At 56.4% G+C, this 17548-nt stretch carries 24 protein-coding genes; 2 read left to right on the forward strand and 22 right to left on the reverse strand.

What is annotated here, in order from left to right; all coding sequences use genetic code 11:
• The first annotated feature begins 9 nt into the window (after positions 1-9).
• On the forward strand, positions 10-573 hold the full coding sequence (locus tag ACOZK9_RS17960) for a cysteine hydrolase family protein (protein WP_421556294.1): 564 nt from the start codon (positions 10-12) through the stop codon (positions 571-573).
• Positions 574-593: 20 nt separating this feature from the next.
• Here ACOZK9_RS17960 and tam read toward each other — a convergent pair whose 3' ends face one another.
• The 3 genes from tam to ACOZK9_RS17975 all read right to left on the reverse strand — a co-directional run bounded on the left by tam (position 594) and on the right by ACOZK9_RS17975 (position 3467).
• Entirely contained in the window at positions 594-1355 is a 762-nt protein-coding gene (tam, locus tag ACOZK9_RS17965; protein ID WP_421556295.1) for a trans-aconitate 2-methyltransferase, read from the reverse strand.
• Positions 1356-1535: 180 nt separating this feature from the next.
• Positions 1536-2063: a single-stranded DNA-binding protein gene (locus tag ACOZK9_RS17970; protein ID WP_099235124.1), complete on the reverse strand. Its 528-nt coding sequence runs from the start codon at positions 2061-2063 to the stop codon at positions 1536-1538.
• A 9-nt stretch (positions 2064-2072) separates the two neighbouring features.
• Positions 2073-3467: an MFS transporter gene (locus tag ACOZK9_RS17975; protein WP_058414075.1), complete on the reverse strand. Its 1395-nt coding sequence runs from the start codon at positions 3465-3467 to the stop codon at positions 2073-2075.
• Between the two features lie 178 nt (positions 3468-3645).
• On the opposite strand from ACOZK9_RS17975, the gene uvrA reads away from it, so the two are divergent.
• Positions 3646-6480 carry an excinuclease ABC subunit UvrA gene (uvrA, locus tag ACOZK9_RS17980; RefSeq protein WP_058414074.1) on the forward strand — a complete coding sequence of 945 codons (2835 nt, stop codon included), beginning with the start codon at positions 3646-3648 and terminating at the stop codon, positions 6478-6480.
• A 65-nt stretch (positions 6481-6545) separates the two neighbouring features.
• Here uvrA and bfr read toward each other — a convergent pair whose 3' ends face one another.
• The 19 genes from bfr to rplN all read right to left on the reverse strand — a co-directional run bounded on the left by bfr (position 6546) and on the right by rplN (position 17530).
• Complete coding sequence (gene bfr / locus ACOZK9_RS17985; protein WP_053258271.1) at positions 6546-7010, reverse strand: bacterioferritin; 465 nt, start codon at positions 7008-7010, stop codon at positions 6546-6548.
• Positions 7011-7165: 155 nt separating this feature from the next.
• On the reverse strand, positions 7166-8608 hold the full coding sequence (locus tag ACOZK9_RS17990; RefSeq protein WP_421556296.1) for a catalase: 1443 nt from the start codon (positions 8606-8608) through the stop codon (positions 7166-7168).
• A gap of 246 nt (positions 8609-8854) precedes the next feature.
• Positions 8855-9241 (reverse strand): 50S ribosomal protein L17, encoded by a 387-nt coding sequence (gene rplQ, locus ACOZK9_RS17995; RefSeq protein WP_007918448.1) that lies wholly within the window; start codon positions 9239-9241, stop codon positions 8855-8857.
• Between the two features lie 41 nt (positions 9242-9282).
• Positions 9283-10284, reverse strand: a complete 1002-nt coding sequence (locus ACOZK9_RS18000; protein ID WP_003176403.1) for a DNA-directed RNA polymerase subunit alpha — start codon at positions 10282-10284, stop codon at positions 9283-9285.
• 22 nt (positions 10285-10306) lie between these two features.
• A complete protein-coding gene (gene rpsD / locus ACOZK9_RS18005; protein ID WP_003210056.1) occupies positions 10307-10927 on the reverse strand; it encodes a 30S ribosomal protein S4 in 621 nt (206 codons plus the stop codon).
• Positions 10928-10945: 18 nt separating this feature from the next.
• Positions 10946-11335 carry a 30S ribosomal protein S11 gene (gene rpsK / locus ACOZK9_RS18010; protein ID WP_002555466.1) on the reverse strand — a complete coding sequence of 130 codons (390 nt, stop codon included), beginning with the start codon at positions 11333-11335 and terminating at the stop codon, positions 10946-10948.
• Positions 11336-11365: 30 nt separating this feature from the next.
• Positions 11366-11722 (reverse strand): 30S ribosomal protein S13, encoded by a 357-nt coding sequence (gene rpsM, locus ACOZK9_RS18015; protein WP_003210063.1) that lies wholly within the window; start codon positions 11720-11722, stop codon positions 11366-11368.
• A 129-nt stretch (positions 11723-11851) separates the two neighbouring features.
• Entirely contained in the window at positions 11852-11968 is a 117-nt protein-coding gene (gene rpmJ, locus ACOZK9_RS18020; protein ID WP_002555468.1) for a 50S ribosomal protein L36, read from the reverse strand.
• Between the two features lie 27 nt (positions 11969-11995).
• Positions 11996-13324 (reverse strand): preprotein translocase subunit SecY, encoded by a 1329-nt coding sequence (gene secY, locus ACOZK9_RS18025; protein ID WP_058414072.1) that lies wholly within the window; start codon positions 13322-13324, stop codon positions 11996-11998.
• Complete coding sequence (rplO, locus tag ACOZK9_RS18030) at positions 13325-13762, reverse strand: 50S ribosomal protein L15 (protein WP_003176407.1); 438 nt, start codon at positions 13760-13762, stop codon at positions 13325-13327.
• Positions 13763-13765: 3 nt separating this feature from the next.
• Positions 13766-13942 (reverse strand): 50S ribosomal protein L30, encoded by a 177-nt coding sequence (gene rpmD / locus ACOZK9_RS18035; RefSeq protein WP_003176408.1) that lies wholly within the window; start codon positions 13940-13942, stop codon positions 13766-13768.
• A gap of 2 nt (positions 13943-13944) precedes the next feature.
• Positions 13945-14445 (reverse strand): 30S ribosomal protein S5, encoded by a 501-nt coding sequence (rpsE, locus tag ACOZK9_RS18040; RefSeq protein ID WP_003176409.1) that lies wholly within the window; start codon positions 14443-14445, stop codon positions 13945-13947.
• Between the two features lie 3 nt (positions 14446-14448).
• Complete coding sequence (rplR, locus tag ACOZK9_RS18045; RefSeq protein WP_015886135.1) at positions 14449-14799, reverse strand: 50S ribosomal protein L18; 351 nt, start codon at positions 14797-14799, stop codon at positions 14449-14451.
• 10 nt (positions 14800-14809) lie between these two features.
• The gene (gene rplF / locus ACOZK9_RS18050; RefSeq protein WP_003176412.1) at positions 14810-15343 is read right to left on the reverse strand and encodes a 50S ribosomal protein L6; all 534 of its coding nucleotides are present in this window, start codon (positions 15341-15343) and stop codon (positions 14810-14812) included.
• Between the two features lie 12 nt (positions 15344-15355).
• Positions 15356-15748 (reverse strand): 30S ribosomal protein S8, encoded by a 393-nt coding sequence (gene rpsH / locus ACOZK9_RS18055; protein WP_010566853.1) that lies wholly within the window; start codon positions 15746-15748, stop codon positions 15356-15358.
• 208 nt (positions 15749-15956) lie between these two features.
• The gene (rpsN, locus tag ACOZK9_RS18060) at positions 15957-16262 is read right to left on the reverse strand and encodes a 30S ribosomal protein S14 (RefSeq protein ID WP_003176414.1); all 306 of its coding nucleotides are present in this window, start codon (positions 16260-16262) and stop codon (positions 15957-15959) included.
• A 13-nt stretch (positions 16263-16275) separates the two neighbouring features.
• Positions 16276-16815 carry a 50S ribosomal protein L5 gene (rplE, locus tag ACOZK9_RS18065; RefSeq protein WP_003176415.1) on the reverse strand — a complete coding sequence of 180 codons (540 nt, stop codon included), beginning with the start codon at positions 16813-16815 and terminating at the stop codon, positions 16276-16278.
• Positions 16816-16835: 20 nt separating this feature from the next.
• The gene (gene rplX / locus ACOZK9_RS18070; RefSeq protein WP_003176416.1) at positions 16836-17150 is read right to left on the reverse strand and encodes a 50S ribosomal protein L24; all 315 of its coding nucleotides are present in this window, start codon (positions 17148-17150) and stop codon (positions 16836-16838) included.
• A gap of 11 nt (positions 17151-17161) precedes the next feature.
• Positions 17162-17530, reverse strand: coding sequence for a 50S ribosomal protein L14 (rplN, locus tag ACOZK9_RS18075; protein WP_002555479.1), 369 nt, complete (start codon positions 17528-17530; stop codon positions 17162-17164).
• Between the last annotated feature and the right edge of the window lie 18 nt (positions 17531-17548).

Raw genomic sequence — 17548 nt, forward strand, 5'->3', positions numbered from 1 at the left:
GCAACACGTATGGTCAAGCAAGCGCTCATCCTGATCGATATTCAGAACGACTACTTTCCTCAAGGCAAGTGGCCGCTTGATGGCGTAGAAGCCGCGGCAGACAAGGCGGCGCAGGTACTCAACGCTTTCCGTCAGGCCGGCGATGCGGTGATTCACGTGCGCCATGAGTTCACCGCCGAGGACGCGCCGTTCTTCACCCCAGCGTCCGAGGGCGCGCACTTGCATGCCAAAGTGCTGAACGAAGGCGACGAACCGGTGGTGCTTAAACATTTCGTGAACGCGTTTCGCGGCACCGAGCTGCGTGCGCTGCTGGAAAAACGCAGCATCACCGACGTGGTGGTGGTCGGCAGCATGAGCCACATGTGCATCGACGCGGTGGTTCGCGCGGCTGCAGATTTGGGCTACACGGTCACGGTGATCCATGACGCGTGCGCAACTTGCGATCAGCAATTCAATGGCGAGGTCATCCCGGCCGCGCAGGTGCACGGTGCTTACATGGCCTCGCTGGGCTTTGGCTACGCGAGTGTGGTCTCGGCGGATGACTACCTGAAGGCGCAAGCGGCGGCCGCATAACCGCCACTTGATTGCCCGGTTCAGCGGGTTGCGATGATAAACAGCCGTGGGAAAGGCAGCAGCACGGTTCCGTCGGCCAAGGCTGGATAAGCCTGAGTAATCCGCGCCTGGTAATCCTCCAGGAATGCGGCCTTCTCGCTATCGGACAGCGGTGCAAGAAATGGCCGCAATGCCGAAGCCTTGAACCATTCCACCACCGCCGCGTGCCCCACCAACGGGTGCAGGTAGGTGGTGCGCCACACATCAACCGTACTGCACTGCTGGCTCAGCAATTCGTAGTAGTAACTCGCGGTGTGCCGCTCATTGTGTTTAACCGCACCAATCTTTGCAGCCCATGGGCCATCGGCAGCCACTTCACGCGCCAGCCGGTGGGCAGGTTCGTCAAGGTTGTCCGGGGTTTGCACCGCCAGCGTACCACCAGGCCTCAGCTGGTTAACCAGGTGCGGATAGAGCGTGGCGTGGTTGGGCAGCCATTGCAGGGACGCGTTGGCGAGGATCACATCGAATGCTTGCGCAGGCTTCCATGCACCAATGTCCGCCAGTTCGAAGTTCAGCGCCGGCAAGCGTTTACGCGCGTCGACCAGCATGTCATCGGAACTGTCGAGGCCAGTGATATGCGCCTGCGGGAAGCGCTGGGCCAACACTTCGGTGGAATTACCGGGACCACAACCCAGGTCAACGGCAGTACGCACGTCGGTATTCGCAATGGCCGCGACCAGATCACGCACCGGGCGTGTGCGCTGCTGCTCAAACATCGTGTACTGCTTGGCTGACCAGGTCATCACGGCTCTCCTTTGTTTTTTGAGGTTGGCGACAGCCTAAATCTTGTGAGGCATGAGTACAAATGCTGCACAGACCTGATGCCAGCGCCTGGCCAGGCGAGGTGGACGCTTGATCGGACGTAATAAAAACCCCCCGAGGCTTTCGCCTGCGGGGGGTTGCTTGTTCGTGGGGCTTAGACCCTAGAACGGAATATCGTCATCAAAGCTGTCGAAATCCGGAGCCGGTTGCGGCGCGGCCTGCTGTGGCGCTGGGCGCGACTCACGCTGTGGCTGCTGGCTTGGCTGTTGGCTTGGTTGCGGACGCGACTGCTGTGGGCGCGGTGCCGAGTTGGACATGCCGCCCTGGCCCTGTTGGTCGCCCTGTGGACGGCCGCCCAGCAGTTGCATGGTGCCTTGCATGTCGACCACGATTTCAGTGGTGTAACGCTTGATACCGTCTTTTTCCCACTCGCGGGTTTGCAGTTTGCCTTCGATGTACACCTGCGAACCTTTGCGCAGGTATTCACCGGCGATCTCTGCCACCTTGCCGAACATCGACACGCGGTGCCATTCGGTTTTCTCGACCTTCTGGCCGGTTTGCTTGTCAGTCCACTGTTCGCTGGTCGCCAGACTCAGGTTGGTCACGGCGTTACCGTTAGGCAAGTAGCGAACTTCGGGATCCTGGCCGCATGTACCGACCAATATGACTTTGTTAACCCCACGGGCCATAACGTTCTCCTAAGCTGGGCGCGCTGTCGGCACTGGGTTGACCAGTTGCTCAAGCGTCGCGCGATCCAATAATTCGGTGTCCAATTTGATGTAGATGGCGGCTTCTTCAGCAATAACCACGGCATCCGTAACCCCTGCGACAGCCTTAAGGCGCTCAACCAGACCGACTTCGCGGATCGCTTCTGGCGATAACGGCAAACGCAGGCTCGTCACATAGGGAGGTTCGCGCATGGTAACAGCAAAGGCTAGCCAGAGGGCAGCCAGACCTGCGCATCCGAGGAACACAACTGACAAACCGCCATGCTGGAACATCCAGCCACCCATGATGCCGCCCAGTGCAGAGCCGAGGAACTGGCTGGTGGAATAAACCCCCATCGCCGTGCCCTTGCCACCGGCCGGTGAAACTTTGCTGATCAGCGAAGGCAACGACGCCTCCAGCAGGTTGAACGCAGTGAAAAACACCACCGTGCCCGTTACCAGCGCCCGCAGGCTGTCGCCGAACTTCCAGAAGAATAGCTCAGTGAGCATCAGCGTCGCGACGGCGCCGAGTAAAACTCGTTTCATTTTGCGTTTCTTCTCGCCGTAGATGATGAACGGGATCATGGCGAAGAACGAAATCAGCAGTGCCGTGAGGTACACCCACCAGTGCTGTTCCTTGGGCAGGCCGGCTTTTTCGACCAGTGCCAGGGGCAGTGCGACGAAGCTGCACATCAGCATCGCGTGCAACACGAAGATACCTAAATCCAGGCGCAGCAGGTCTGGATGCTTGAGCGTCGGCAACAGCGCCTTGCGCGCAACGCCCGATTCACGGTGCTGCAAGGTGCCTGTGGAATGCGGGACCATAAAGGCCACGATCACGATACCGAACAACGCCATCCCGCCGGTGGCGAGGAACAGCCCGTGCAAACCAAAGGCGCGCGTCAGCAAGGGGCCGACCACCATCGCCACGGCGAATGACAGCCCGATGGTCATGCCGATCATGGCCATGGCCTTGGTGCGGTGTTGTTCGCGGGTCAAATCCGAGAGCAGCGCCATGACCGCAGCGGAAATCGCCCCGGCACCTTGCAGGATGCGCCCGGCAATCACGCCCCAGATCGAGTCGGACTGGGCCGCGAGCACACTGCCGAGTGCGAACACGATCAGCCCGAGGTAAATCACCGGGCGGCGGCCAATGCGGTCGGAAATGATCCCGAACGGAATCTGAAAAATCGCCTGGGTCAGGCCATAGGCGCCAATCGCCAGGCCGATCAGGGCGGGGGTTGCGCCTGCGAGATCCATCCCATAGGTCGCCAGCACCGGCAACACCATAAACATGCCCAGCATACGGAAGGCGAACACCAGGGCCAGACCGCTTGCCGCTCGGGTCTCGCCGCTACTCATGCGTTCGCTGTGGGGATCGTGCATGGAAAAACCTCGTGTGAACCGCCGGCGATTCTACCAGTCCCATCGATTGAGAGGGTATATGCGGCGCTTTGCCGCGCAGCTTTCATGTAAGGCTGCACCCGGCACTTTGACAGTGTATATTCATCCAGTCTTTAGCCGTATACTCCGGCATTATTTACGCCCGCCGTGCGAGGCCATCTTGGACAAGATCCTGATTCGTGGGGCTAGAACCCACAACCTGAAGAACATCGACCTGACCCTGCCTCGGGACAAACTGATCGTCATCACCGGTTTGTCCGGGTCCGGCAAATCATCGCTGGCGTTTGACACGCTGTATGCCGAAGGCCAGCGTCGTTACGTGGAATCGCTGTCGGCCTATGCCCGGCAATTCCTGTCGATGATGGAAAAGCCCGACGTTGACACCATTGAAGGCCTGTCGCCTGCGATTTCCATCGAGCAGAAGTCGACCTCCCATAACCCACGTTCCACCGTGGGCACCATTACCGAAATTTATGACTACCTGCGTCTGCTGTACGCGCGGGTGGGTATTCCGCGCTGCCCGGATCACGATATTCCGCTGGAAGCCCAGACCGTCAGCCAAATGGTTGACCTGGTGCTGGCCCAGCCGGAAGGCGCCAAGCTGATGCTGCTGGCGCCGGTGATTCGTGAGCGCAAGGGTGAACACCTTTCGGTTTTCGAAGAGCTGCGTGCGCAGGGTTTTGTGCGTGCACGCATCAACGGCAAGCTGTATGAGCTGGATGAAGCGCCGAAGCTCGACAAGCAAAAGAAGCACTCGATTGATGTAGTGGTCGACCGCTTCAAAGTGCGCGCCGACTTGCAGCAGCGTTTGGCGGAGTCGTTCGAAACCGCATTGAAGCTGGCGGACGGCATTGCCCTGGTCGCGCCAATGGACGACGAGCCGGGCGAAGAGATCATCTTCTCGGCGCGCTTCGCGTGCCCCATCTGTGGCCACGCGATCAGCGAGTTGGAGCCCAAGCTGTTTTCCTTCAACAACCCGGCGGGCGCCTGCCCGACGTGTGATGGCCTGGGGGTGAAGCAGTTCTTCGACATCAAGCGCCTGGTCAACGGCGACCTGACCCTGGCGGAGGGCGCGATACGCGGCTGGGACAGGCGTAACGTCTACTACTTCCAGATGCTCGGGTCTTTAGCGTCCCACTACAAGTTCAGCCTGGAAGTGCCGTTTAACCAACTGCCGGCAGACCAGCAAAAAGTCATTCTGCACGGCAGCGGCTCGCAGAACGTCGACTTCAAGTACTTGAACGACCGCGGTGACATCGTTAAACGCTCGCACCCGTTCGAAGGCATCGTGCCGAACCTGGAGCGTCGCTACCGCGAAACCGAGTCCGCAAGCGTACGTGAAGAGTTGGCAAAATTCCTCAGCACTCAGCCTTGCCCGGATTGCCGGGGCACTCGCCTGCGCCGCGAAGCGCGGCACGTGTGGGTGGGTGAAAAGACCTTGCCTGCGGTGACCAGCCTGCCGATCGGTGACGCCTGTGAATACTTCGGCGTGCTCAAGCTGACCGGGCGTCGCGGAGAAATTGCCGACAAGATCCTCAAGGAGATCCGTGAGCGCCTGCAGTTCCTGGTTAACGTGGGCCTGGATTACCTGTCACTTGATCGCAGCGCCGATACGCTATCGGGCGGTGAAGCCCAGCGGATTCGTCTGGCAAGCCAGATTGGCGCAGGCCTCGTGGGCGTGCTGTACATCCTCGACGAACCGTCGATTGGTTTGCACCAGCGCGACAATGATCGCCTGCTGGGAACGCTGAAGCACCTGCGGGACATCGGCAACACGGTGATCGTGGTCGAACACGACGAAGATGCGATTCGCCTGGCGGATTACGTGGTCGATATTGGCCCCGGTGCGGGTGTGCATGGCGGGCATATTGTTGCGCAAGGTACACCGGCCGAGGTGATGGCTCATCCTGACTCGCTGACGGGCAAGTACTTGTCGGGTCGCGTGAAAATTGAAGTCCCGGCCAAACGTACACCGCGTAACAAAAAGGCGGCGTTGCACCTCAAGGGCGCGCGCGGCAACAACTTGCGCAATGTCGACCTGGAAATTCCTCTGGGCCTGCTGACCTGTGTGACGGGCGTGTCCGGTTCAGGCAAGTCGACGCTGATCAACAACACGCTGTTCCCGTTGAGTGCAACCGCCCTCAATGGCGCGACTACCCTGGAGGCAGCTGCACACGACAGCATTAAAGGCCTGGACCTTTTGGACAAAGTGGTCGACATCGACCAAAGCCCGATTGGCCGCACGCCGCGCTCCAACCCTGCCACCTACACCGGGCTGTTTACGCCGATTCGCGAGCTGTTCGCCGGGGTTCCCGAATCCCGCTCACGCGGCTACGGGCCTGGCCGGTTCTCGTTCAACGTCAAGGGCGGGCGCTGCGAAGCGTGCCAAGGCGATGGCTTGATCAAGGTGGAGATGCACTTCCTGCCGGACATCTACGTGCCGTGCGACGTGTGCAAGAGCAAACGCTACAACCGCGAAACCCTTGAGATCAAATACAAGGGCAAGAACATCCACGAAACCCTGGAGATGACCATCGAGGAAGCGCGGGTGTTCTTTGACGCGGTTCCAGCGTTGGCGCGCAAGCTGCAAACACTGATGGATGTGGGCCTGTCGTATATCAAGCTGGGCCAATCGGCGACCACGCTGTCGGGTGGTGAAGCGCAGCGGGTCAAGCTGTCCCGCGAGCTGTCCAAGCGAGATACCGGCAAGACCTTGTACATCCTTGATGAGCCGACTACCGGCCTGCACTTCGCCGATATTCAGCAACTGCTGGATGTGCTGCACCGCCTGCGGGACCATGGCAATACCGTGGTAGTGATCGAGCACAACCTTGATGTGATCAAGACTGCCGACTGGCTGGTCGACCTTGGCCCGGAAGGCGGTTCCAAGGGCGGCCAGATCATTGCGGTAGGTACGCCGGAGCAGGTCTCCGAAATGCCGCAATCGCACACGGGTTATTACTTGAAGCCGTTACTGGCACGCGACAAAGCCTGATTTATCGGGCACATGAAAAAGCCCCTGTCACTTTGCGGTGACAGGGGCTTTTTTGTAGCCGGGAATCAGAACTGCGATTGCAGGTAATTCTCCAGGCCGACCAGCTTGATCAGGCCCAACTGCTTTTCCAGCCAGTACGTGTGATCTTCTTCGGTGTCATTCAACTGCACGCGGAGAATTTCGCGGGTGACATAGTCGCTGTGCTGCTCGCAGAGCTCGATGCCCTTGCAGAGCGCAGCGCGAACCTTGTACTCAAGGCGAAGGTCGGCTGCGAGCATGTCAGGCACCGTGGTGCCCACATCCAGGTCGTCGGGACGCATACGTGGCGTGCCTTCGAGCATCAGGATACGGCGCATCAGTGCGTCGGCGTGCTGTGCCTCTTCTTCCATTTCGTGGTTGATACGTTCGTAGAGCTCGGTAAAGCCCCAGTCTTCGTACATACGCGAATGGATGAAATATTGGTCACGAGCTGCCAGTTCGCCCGTCAGCAACGTGTTGAGGTAATCGATTACGTCGGGGTGACCTTGCATCGCCCTACATCTCCCTACTTGAAAGCCTGTAGTTTGAACCATGATGACCTGCAGGTCACGAGACAAACGGCAGAAACGTGAAGATTTACCGCGAAACGTAGCTGAAATAACGCAAAAACCGCCCAAATGAGGGCGGTTCTGCTTCTCGTTTAGAGTCAGTTCATCGTTACACCCAGTGCGCTTGCAATACCTTGTGCGTAAGCAGGGTCCGCTTTGAAAAAATGCTGGAGCTGCAGTTGCACCACGTTGCTGCTAACGCCCGCCATGGCGCCCGCGATGTTGTTGATCAGCAGCGTCTTCTGGGCATCGGTCTGCAGGCGGAACAACGCGCCAGCGTGGCTATAGTAGTCAGTGTCTTCACGCTGATCGTAACGATCTGCCGCACCCCGGAGCGCCAAAGGCGGCTCAGCATACTGTGGCGCTTGTTGCGGCGTACCGGCGACAGTGTTGGGCTCATAGTTAGGCGACGCACCACCATTGGCACCGAACGCCATCGAGCCGTCACGCTGGTAGTGATTGGCCGGTTGCAGTGGCGCGTTGATTGGCAACTGCTGGTGATTGGTGCCCACACGATAGCGGTGGGCGTCCCCGTAAGCGAATACGCGACCTTGAAGCATACGGTCAGGCGACAGGCCGACACCAGGGACCATATTGCTCGGGCCAAAAGTAGCCTGCTCGACCTCGGCAAAGTAGTTGAGCGGGTTACGGTTCAACTCCAGCTCGCCAATCTCGATCAACGGAAACTCGGACTGCGACCAAGTCTTGGTCACGTCGAACGGGTTTTCGTAGTGAGCCGCAGCCTGAGCTTCGGTCATGATCTGAATGTTAACGCTCCACTTGGGAAAGTCCCCGCGTTGAATCGCGCTGAACAGGTCGCGTTGAGCGTAATCAGGGTCGGTGCCGGCAAGGCGGGTTGCCTCTTCAGGCGTCAGGTTCTTGATGCCTTGCTTGGTTTTGTAGTGCCATTTCACCCAGTGCCGCTCGCCTCTGGCGTTGATCAGGCTGTAGGTATGGCTGCCGAAGCCGTGCATATGGCGGAAGCCGTCCGGCGTGCCACGGTCCGAAAACAAAATAGTAATCTGGTGCAATGACTCCGGAGACAGCGACCAGAAGTCCCACACCGCCTGCGCGCTTTTAAGGTTCGTTTGCGGCAGGCGCTTCTGGGTGTGAATAAAGTCCGGGAACTTCAGCGGATCACGAATGAAGAACACTGGTGTGTTGTTGCCAACGATGTCCCAGTTGCCTTCTTCGGTGTAGAACTTCAGTGCAAAACCACGCGGGTCACGGGCAGTGTCCGCTGAGCCGCGCTCACCACCCACAGTCGAGAAACGCAGGAAGGTCGCGGTTTTCTTGCCAATGGACTCGAACAGCTTGGCGCGGGAGTACTGGGTAATGTCGCGGGTAACAGTGAATGTGCCGTGGGCACCTGAACCTTTGGCGTGCACGCGGCGCTCCGGAATGTTTTCCCGATTGAAGTGCGCAAGCTTTTCGAGGAGATGAAAGTCATCAAGCAGCACTGGACCGCGAGGGCCGGCGGTACGCGAATTCTGATTATCGGCAACAGGTGCGCCGCTGGCGGTGGTAAGGATTGTGCTCATGTTCAATCTTCCTCAGGTGAATCATAAAACTGCCGGCTAATCGGCTGGAGGGAGTATTGACCATCAAGATAACACCATCAAATGCATTGATTCATGGACTTTGATAGAAAATAACTAATTTGCCACCCACACACTTAGCTGTTGGTTTAATAAAAATGCGCAAGTGGAGTGAGGAATATAGACGGCTTTTCTTACGCCCACAAAAAACCGGACACTAGGTCCGGTTTTTCGTTACAGACTGTCGTCTTACTCGGCGCTTACAGCTTCGCCGGCAGTAGCACGATCAACCAACTCGACGTACGCCATAGGAGCGTTGTCGCCAGTGCGGAAACCGCACTTGAGGATGCGCAGGTAGCCACCCTCACGGGTAGCATAACGCTTGCCCAGGTCGTTGAAGAGCTTACCAACGATAGCTTTCGAGCGAGTACGGTCGAAAGCCAGACGGCGGTTAGCCAGGCTGTCTGTCTTGGCCAAAGTGATCAGCGGCTCAGCAACGCGACGCAGTTCTTTAGCTTTCGGCAGTGTAGTTTTGATCAGCTCGTGCTCGAACAGCGACACCGCCATGTTTTGAAACATGGCCTTGCGGTGCGAGCTGGTACGGCTCAGGTGACGACCACTTTTACGATGACGCATGGTTCATTCCTTACCAAACTCACGTTCGGTGATTACGACGATCAGGCAGTCGCCTTGTCGTCCTTCTTAAGACTTGCAGGCGGCCAGTTGTCGAGGCGCATGCCGAGGGACAGACCGCGGGAGGCCAGAACGTCCTTGATTTCAGTCAAGGATTTCTTGCCCAGGTTCGGAGTCTTCAACAGTTCTACTTCGGTACGCTGAATCAGGTCGCCGATGTAGTAAATGTTTTCCGCCTTAAGGCAGTTAGCCGAACGTACAGTCAGTTCCAGATCGTCAACCGGGCGAAGCAGGATCGGATCGATCTCGTCTTCCTGCTCGATTACCACTGGTTCGCTGTCACCTTTGAGGTCGACGAACGCAGCCAACTGCTGTTGCAGAATGGTTGCAGCGCGGCGGATAGCCTCTTCAGGATCCAGAGTACCGTTGGTTTCCAGATCAATAACCAGCTTGTCCAGGTTAGTACGCTGCTCGACACGGGCGTTTTCCACCACGTATGCGATACGGCGAACCGGGCTGAACGAAGAGTCAAGCTGCAAGCGACCAATGCTGCGGCTTTCGTCTTCATCGCTCTGACGCGAGTCGGCCGGTTCATAACCACGACCACGAGCTACGGTGAGCTTCATGTTCAGGGCGCCGTTAGACGCCAGGTTAGCGATTACGTGATCGGGGTTAACGATCTCGACATCATGATCCAGCTGAATATCGGCAGCGGTAACCACCCCCGAACCCTTCTTCGACAAGGTCAGCGTAACTTCGTCACGGCCGTGTAGCTTGATAGCCAGACCTTTAAGGTTCAACAGGATTTCAATTACGTCTTCCTGTACACCTTCGATGGCGCTGTACTCGTGGAGCACACCGTCAATCTCGGCCTCGACTACTGCACAGCCGGGCATTGAGGACAACAGGATGCGGCGCAGCGCGTTGCCCAGGGTGTGGCCAAAACCACGCTCGAGAGGCTCGAGAGTGATCTTGGCGCGGGTTGGACTGACAACCTGCACATCAATGTGGCGGGGTGTCAGGAACTCATTTACCGAAATCTGCATGGATGCACCTATTTTCTAGCCCTTACTTGGAGTAGAGCTCGACAATCAGGCTTTCGTTGATGTCGGCGGACAGATCACTGCGAGCAGGAACGTTCTTGAAAACGCCCGACTTCTTCTCAGTGTCTACTTCTACCCATTCTACGCGGCCACGTTGGGCACACAGATCGAGAGCTTGGACAATGCGAAGTTGGTTTTTTGCTTTCTCGCGAATCGCGACCACGTCACCAGCACGAACCTGGTAAGACGGTACGTTAACGGTTTGGCCGTTTACGCTGACGGATTTGTGCGATACCAGCTGACGGGATTCGGCACGAGTCGAACCAAAGCCCATACGGTATACAACGTTGTCCAGACGGCATTCGAGAAGTTGCAGCAGGTTTTCACCGGTTGCACCTTTCTTGCCAGCAGCTTCTTTGTAGTAGCCGCTGAACTGACGCTCGAGAACGCCGTAAATACGACGGACCTTCTGCTTTTCACGCAGTTGGGTGCCGTAATCGGACTGGCGACCGCGGCGTTGGCCGTGGATACCAGGTGCTGCTTCAATGTTGCACTTCGATTCGATCGCGCGCACGCCGCTCTTCAGGAAGAGATCGGTGCCTTCGCGACGAGCGAGTTTGCATTTTGGACCAATGTAACGAGCCATTCTTTACAATCTCCTGGATTACACGCGGCGCTTCTTCGGCGGACGGCACCCGTTGTGCGGGATTGGCGTCACGTCGGTGATGCTGGCGATCTTATAGCCACAGCCGTTCAAAGCACGGACAGCAGACTCACGACCTGGACCTGGACCTTTGACATTGACGTCGAGGTTTTTCAGGCCGTATTCCAGCGCAGCTTGACCAGCACGTTCAGCAGCTACTTGAGCAGCAAACGGGGTGGACTTGCGGGAACCGCGGAAACCCGAACCACCAGAGGTAGCCCAAGACAGCGCGTTACCTTGACGGTCGGTGATGGTCACGATTGTGTTGTTAAAAGAAGCATGGATGTGGGCGATGCCATCAACCACTGTCTTTTTAACTTTTTTACGAGGACGAGCAGCAGGTTTTGCCATGATTAATTTCCTGTCGATTCGCGTGGGCGATTACTTGCGGATCGGCTTACGCGGACCTTTACGGGTACGCGCGTTAGTCTTGGTACGCTGACCGCGCACTGGAAGACCACGACGATGACGCAGACCACGGTAGCAACCGAGGTCCATCAAACGCTTGATTTTCATGTTGATTTCGCGACGCAGGTCACCTTCAGTGGTGAACTTCGCCACTTCGCCACGCAACAGCTCAATCTGCTCGTCGCTCAGATCTTTAATCTTTGCGGCTGGGTTTACCCCAGTATCTGCGCAAATTTTCTGCGCAGTAGTGCGACCAACACCATAGATGTAGGTCAGCGAGATAACAGTGTGCTTGTTATCTGGAATGTTAACGCCTGCAATACGGGCCATTCAGTGGGACTCCAATTGACAGCTACCTACGCCCCGGAAGCCAAGAAATAGGGCGCGAGATAATATCGCTGTAATAACAAATAATCAACCCGGCAGCGCACTAGCTGCCGGGCTTCAAGCGGATCACACTCAGCCTTGGCGCTGTTTGTGACGCGGTTCCGCGCTGCAAATTACTCGAACAACACCTTCGCGGCGAATAATTTTGCAGTTACGGCACAGCTTTTTCACCGATGCACGAACTTTCATCACCAACTCCTCGAACCTTATGGGTACTCAGCGCAACATGCCGCTGCCGTAACCCTTCAGGTTGGCTTTCTTCATCAGGGATTCGTACTGGTGCGAAACGAGGTGCGATTGTACTTGGGACATGAAGTCCATCACAACCACGACCACGATCAGCAACGAGGTCCCGCCAAGGTAGAACGGAACGTTTGCTGCAACCACCAGGAACTGGGGAAGCAAGCACACGGCCGTCATATATAGAGCACCGAACAGGGTCAAACGAGTCAGAACGCCATCAATGTAGCGTGCCGACTGCTCACCTGGACGGATGCCCGGAATAAAGGCACCGGACTTCTTCAGGTTTTCCGCTACGTCTTTCGGATTGAACATCAACGCCGTATAGAAGAAGCAGAAGAAAATAATCCCTGCACTAAACAGCAGAATATTCAACGGCTGACCAGGAGCGATCGACTGAGAGAGGTCCTGCAGCCAGCCCATATTTTCAGACTGACCAAACCAGGTACCCAACGAAGCCGGAAACAGCAAAATGCTGCTCGCGAAAATTGCCGGAATAACACCGGCCATATTCACTTTCAGCGGCAAGTGGCTGGTCTGCGCAGCGAAGACCTTACGGCCCTGCTGACGCTTGGCGTAGTGAACAGCAATACGACGCTGGCCACGCTCAATGAACACCACAAAACCGATAATCGCTACTGCCAGCAAACCGATAGCAACCAAGGCGAAGATGTTGATATCACCCTGACGTGCAGACTCGAAAGACTGCCCGATTGCTCTCGGAAGACCGGCGACGATACCTGCGAAAATCAACATCGAGATACCGTTACCAACACCACGCTCAGTAATCTGCTCACCCAGCCACATCATGAACATCGCGCCAGCCACAAACGTGGATACCGCAACGAAATAGAAGCCAAAGTCAGCAGTGAACGCTATCCCCTGCCCTGCCAAGCCAACGGACATGCCGATAGCTTGAACCAGAGCGAGGATGACAGTGCCGTAGCGGGTGTACTGGCTAATCTTGCGACGGCCAGCTTCACCTTCCTTCTTCAACTGCTCCAGCTGCGGGCTGACGGCGGTCATCAGTTGCATGATGATCGATGCCGAAATGTACGGCATGATCCCCAGTGCAAAGATGCTCATCCGTTCCAGCGCGCCGCCGGAAAACATGTTGAACAAGCTAAGAATGGTCCCCTCATTCTGTCGAAACAGGTCTGCGAGTCGGTCCGGGTTGATACCTGGAACCGGGATGTGTGCGCCTATTCGGTAGACGATAATCGCCAGGAACAGAAAACGCAGACGAGCCCAAAGTTCAGACATACCGCCTTTGCCGAGCGCTGAGAGAGCACCTTGCTTAGCCATTTATTCCTCGAACTTGCCGCCAGCTGCTTCGATAGCCGAACGCGCACCTTTGGTGGCGCCGATTCCCTTGCCGATAGTGACAGCGCGAGTCACTTCACCGGACAGCATGATTTTCACACGCTGTACGTTGACGTTGATCACGTTGGCATCTTTCAGGGTCTGCACAGTAACGATGTCGCCTTCCACTTTAGCCAGCTCGGACAGACGCACTTCTGCGCGGTCCATGGCTTTCAGGGATACGAAACCGAACTTAGGCAGGCGACGATGCAGCGGCTGTTGACCGCCTTCAAAGCCTGGAGCAATGGTGCCACCGGAGCGGGAGGTTTGACCTTTGTGGCCACGGCCACCAGTCTTACCCAAACCGCTACCGATACCACGGCCCGGACGATGCTTTTCGCGACGGGAACCCGGCGCTGGACTCAGATCATTGAGTTTCATCGATTAACCCTCGACACGCAGCATGTAGTAAGCCTTGTTGATCATCCCGCGATTCTCGGGAGTATCCTGGACTTCTACAGTGTGACCGATGCGACGCAGACCCAAACCCTTAACGCACAATTTGTGGTTAGGGATGCGACCGGTCATGCTTTTGATCAGCGTTACTTTAACGGTAGCCATGATCAGAAGATCTCCTTGACAGTCAAGCCGCGCTTGGCAGCAATGGACTCAGGAGACTGCATAGCTTTCAAACCTTTGAAAGTGGCGTGAACCACGTTTACCGGGTTAGTCGAGCCGTAGCACTTGGCCAGAACGTTCTGAACGCCAGCAACTTCGAGGACAGCACGCATAGCGCCGCCAGCGATGATACCGGTACCTTCAGAAGCAGGCTGCATGTACACCTTCGAAGCGCCATGGGCGGACTTCATTGCGTACTGCAGCGTGGTGCCGTTCAGATCAACTTGGATCATGTTGCGACGAGCAGCTTCCATTGCCTTCTGGATCGCAGCAGGCACTTCACGTGACTTGCCACGGCCGAAGCCAACACGCCCTTTACCATCACCCACCACGGTCAACGCGGTGAAAGTGAAGATACGGCCGCCTTTAACGGTTTTGGCTACGCGGTTAACTTGAACCAGCTTCTCAATGTAGCCTTCGTCGCGCTTTTGGTCGTTATTTGACATAACTTAGAACTCCAGCCCAGCTTCACGAGCAGCATCAGCCAGCGCTTTAACGCGGCCGTGGTACTTGAAGCCAGAGCGGTCGAAAGCCACTTGCGAGACGCCAGCGGCCTTAGCACGCGTAGCGACCAGCTGGCCAACCTTAGTGGCCGCGTCGATGTTGCCAGTGGCACCATCACGCAGTTCTTTATCCAAAGTCGAGGCGCTTGCCAGGACTTTGTTGCCGTCGGCCGAGATGACCTGGGCGTAGATGTGCTGCGACGAGCGATACACGCAGAGACGCACGACTTCGAGTTCGTGCATTTTCAGGCGTGCTTTGCGAGCGCGACGCAGTCGAGTAACTTTTTTGTCGGTCATTTGCTATGCCCTACTTCTTCTTGGCTTCTTTACGACGGACGACTTCGTCCGCGTAGCGCACACCTTTGCCTTTGTACGGCTCTGGTGGACGGAAGTCGCGGATCTCAGCGGCCACCTGACCTACCAGCTGCTTATCGATGCCCTTGATCAGGATATCTGTTTGGCTAGGGGTCTCAGCGGTGATGCCTTCCGGCAGTTCGTAATCCACTGGGTGCGAGAAGCCAAGGGCAAGGTTCAACACCGTGCCTTTTGCTTGCGCTTTGTAACCAACACCGACCAGCTGGAGCTTACGCTCGAAGCCTTGGCTTACGCCTTGGACCATGTTGTTTACCAACGCACGCGTGGTACCGGCCATTGCGCGAGTTTGTTGATCGCCATTGCGAGCAGCGAAACGCAGCTCACCAGCTTCTTCAACGATCTCAACGGACGAATGGATGTTCAGTTCAAGAGTGCCCTTGGCACCCTTCACCGAAAGCTGTTGGCCTGCGAATTTTACTTCGACACCGGCTGGCAGCTTAACGGGGTTCTTAGCGACGCGAGACATGCTTATCCCCCCTTAGAACACAGTGCAAAGAACTTCGCCGCCGACACCGGCAGCGCGCGCAGCACGATCCGTCATCACACCTTTATTGGTGGAGACGATAGACACGCCGAGACCGCCACGAACTTTCGGCAGATCTTCAGCGGACTTGTACTGACGCAGGCCTGGACGGCTAACGCGCTTCACTTCCTCGATGACCGAACGGCCTTCGAAGTACTTCAGCTCGATGGACAGCAGTGGCTTGGTTTCGCTGCTGATCTGATAACCCGCAATGTAGCCTTCGTCTTTCAGGACTTTGGCAACAGCTACCTTCAACTTGGAAGATGGCATGCTTACGACGGACTTTTCAGCCATCTGGGCATTACGGATACGAGTTAGCATGTCCGCTAACGGGTCCTGCATACTCATGGGCTAGACGCTCCTAATACAAAAAAATTAGCCTTGCGGCTACATATGTCGCCGAGAATCTCCGAGTATAAAAAACACGGGCTCAGGCGAGCCGCGTATTTTAGACACACTACAGAAATGAAACAAGCCCCAAAAGGGGCTTGATCCAGATTCAAGGCCACCGGCGGTCAGTATCTTGCGATTCTGCCCACCGAGACGTTGAAAGTACTTACCAGCTGGCTTTAACCAGACCTGGTACGTCACCACGCATTGCCGCTTCACGCAGTTTGTTACGGCCGAGGCCGAACTTGCGGTAAACGCCGTGTGGACGACCGGTCAGGCGGCAGCGGTTACGCATGCGCGAAGCGCTTGCGTCACGTGGCTGCTTCTGCAGAGCAACTGTAGCTTCCCAACGCGCTTCTGGACTTGCGTTCAGATCAACGATGATTGCTTTCAGTGCTGCACGCTTCTTGGCGTACTTGGCAACCGTGAGCTGACGTTTCAGCTCGCGGTTTTTCATGCTCATCTTGGCCATGGTCCTACTCCAATCAGTTGCGGAACGGGAATTTGAAAGCACGCAACAGGGCGCGACCTTCATCATCGTTCTTGGCAGTGGTGGTCAGGGTGATGTCCAGACCGCGGAGAGCATCGATCTTGTCGTAGTCGATTTCCGGGAAAATGATCTGCTCTTTCACGCCCATGCTGTAGTTACCACGACCATCGAAGGACTTGGCATTCAGGCCGCGGAAGTCGCGGACCCGAGGCAGGGAGATCGACAGCAGACGATCCAGGAATTCGTACATACGCTCACGGCGCAGAGTCACTTTGACGCCGATCGGCCAGCCTTCACGGACTTTAAAGCCAGCGATGGATTTGCGAGCGTAGGTCACAACGACTTTTTGGCCGGTGATCTTTTCCAGGTCAGCAACAGCGTGCTCGATGACTTTTTTATCACCGACCGCTTCGCCCAAACCCATGTTCAGGGTGATTTTGGTAACGCGTGGAACTTCCATCACGTTCGAAAGCTTAAGTTCTTCCTTAAGCTTCGGTGCGATTTCTTTCCAGTAAATCTCTTTTAGTCGTGCCATGGTCTTCTACCTAGCAGTGTTCAAGCATCAACCGCTTTTTGGGTCGACTTGAAGACACGAATTTTCTTGCCATCTTCTACTTTGAAACCAACGCGGTCAGCCTTGTTGGTTTCGCCGTTGAAAATGGCGACGTTAGAAGCATCCAGTGGAGCTTCTTTTTCGACGATACCGCCTTGCACGCCCGACATCGGGTTAGGCTTGGTATGACGCTTAACCAGGTTCAGACCACCGATAACCAGACGGTTATTAGCGAGAACCTTAAGCACCTTACCGCGCTTACCTTTGTCTTTGCCGGCGATCACGATGATCTCGTCGTCACGACGAATCTTTTGCATGTCGGATCTCCTTACAGCACTTCTGGGGCGAGCGAGACGATCTTCATGAACTTCTCAGTACGAAGTTCACGGGTCACTGGCCCAAAGATACGGGTGCCGATCGGCTCTTGCTTGTTGTTCAGAAGAACAGCAGCGTTGCCATCAAAGCGGATAATGGAGCCATCTGCACGGCGTACGCCGTGACGAGTGCGGACTACAACAGCAGTCATCACTTGGCCTTTTTTCACCTTACCGCGAGGAATTGCTTCCTTCACGGTAACTTTGATGATGTCACCGATACCAGCGTAACGACGATGGGAGCCACCCAGCACCTTGATGCACATAACACGGCGAGCGCCGCTGTTATCGGCCACATCGAGCATGGATTGAGTCTGAATCATATAATTTCTCCGACCCCT

Origin of the sequence: Pseudomonas kitaguniensis (genome assembly GCF_049199985.1) — a bacterium.
GTDB lineage: Bacteria > Pseudomonadota > Gammaproteobacteria > Pseudomonadales > Pseudomonadaceae > Aquipseudomonas > Aquipseudomonas kitaguniensis.

What these genes read in the sequence shown, in the direction of transcription:
- ACOZK9_RS17960 (WP_421556294.1), top strand. Translation starts at nt 10, where the DNA reads ATGGTCAAGCAAGCGCTCATCCTGATCGATATTCAGAACGACTACTTT.
- tam (WP_421556295.1), bottom strand. Translation starts at nt 1,355, where the DNA reads ATGACCTGGTCAGCCAAGCAGTACACGATGTTTGAGCAGCAGCGCACA.
- ACOZK9_RS17970 (WP_099235124.1), bottom strand. Translation starts at nt 2,063, where the DNA reads ATGGCCCGTGGGGTTAACAAAGTCATATTGGTCGGTACATGCGGCCAG.
- ACOZK9_RS17975 (WP_058414075.1), bottom strand. Translation starts at nt 3,467, where the DNA reads ATGCACGATCCCCACAGCGAACGCATGAGTAGCGGCGAGACCCGAGCG.
- bfr (WP_053258271.1), bottom strand. Translation starts at nt 7,010, where the DNA reads ATGCAAGGTCACCCCGACGTAATCGATTACCTCAACACGTTGCTGACG.
- ACOZK9_RS17990 (WP_421556296.1), bottom strand. Translation starts at nt 8,608, where the DNA reads ATGAGCACAATCCTTACCACCGCCAGCGGCGCACCTGTTGCCGATAAT.
- rplQ (WP_007918448.1), bottom strand. Translation starts at nt 9,241, where the DNA reads ATGCGTCATCGTAAAAGTGGTCGTCACCTGAGCCGTACCAGCTCGCAC.
- ACOZK9_RS18000 (WP_003176403.1), bottom strand. Translation starts at nt 10,284, where the DNA reads ATGCAGATTTCGGTAAATGAGTTCCTGACACCCCGCCACATTGATGTG.
- rpsD (WP_003210056.1), bottom strand. Translation starts at nt 10,927, where the DNA reads ATGGCTCGTTACATTGGTCCAAAATGCAAACTCGCTCGTCGCGAAGGC.
- rpsK (WP_002555466.1), bottom strand. Translation starts at nt 11,335, where the DNA reads ATGGCAAAACCTGCTGCTCGTCCTCGTAAAAAAGTTAAAAAGACAGTG.
- rpsM (WP_003210063.1), bottom strand. Translation starts at nt 11,722, where the DNA reads ATGGCCCGTATTGCAGGCGTTAACATTCCAGATAACAAGCACACTGTT.
- rpmJ (WP_002555468.1), bottom strand. Translation starts at nt 11,968, where the DNA reads ATGAAAGTTCGTGCATCGGTGAAAAAGCTGTGCCGTAACTGCAAAATT.
- secY (WP_058414072.1), bottom strand. Translation starts at nt 13,324, where the DNA reads ATGGCTAAGCAAGGTGCTCTCTCAGCGCTCGGCAAAGGCGGTATGTCT.
- rplO (WP_003176407.1), bottom strand. Translation starts at nt 13,762, where the DNA reads ATGAAACTCAATGATCTGAGTCCAGCGCCGGGTTCCCGTCGCGAAAAG.
- rpmD (WP_003176408.1), bottom strand. Translation starts at nt 13,942, where the DNA reads ATGGCTACCGTTAAAGTAACGCTGATCAAAAGCATGACCGGTCGCATC.
- rpsE (WP_003176409.1), bottom strand. Translation starts at nt 14,445, where the DNA reads ATGTCAAATAACGACCAAAAGCGCGACGAAGGCTACATTGAGAAGCTG.
- rplR (WP_015886135.1), bottom strand. Translation starts at nt 14,799, where the DNA reads ATGACCGACAAAAAAGTTACTCGACTGCGTCGCGCTCGCAAAGCACGC.
- rplF (WP_003176412.1), bottom strand. Translation starts at nt 15,343, where the DNA reads ATGTCTCGCGTCGCTAAGAACCCCGTTAAGCTGCCAGCCGGTGTCGAA.
- rpsH (WP_010566853.1), bottom strand. Translation starts at nt 15,748, where the DNA reads ATGAGTATGCAGGACCCGTTAGCGGACATGCTAACTCGTATCCGTAAT.
- rpsN (WP_003176414.1), bottom strand. Translation starts at nt 16,262, where the DNA reads ATGGCCAAGATGAGCATGAAAAACCGCGAGCTGAAACGTCAGCTCACG.
- rplE (WP_003176415.1), bottom strand. Translation starts at nt 16,815, where the DNA reads ATGGCACGACTAAAAGAGATTTACTGGAAAGAAATCGCACCGAAGCTT.
- rplX (WP_003176416.1), bottom strand. Translation starts at nt 17,150, where the DNA reads ATGCAAAAGATTCGTCGTGACGACGAGATCATCGTGATCGCCGGCAAA.
- rplN (WP_002555479.1), bottom strand. Translation starts at nt 17,530, where the DNA reads ATGATTCAGACTCAATCCATGCTCGATGTGGCCGATAACAGCGGCGCT.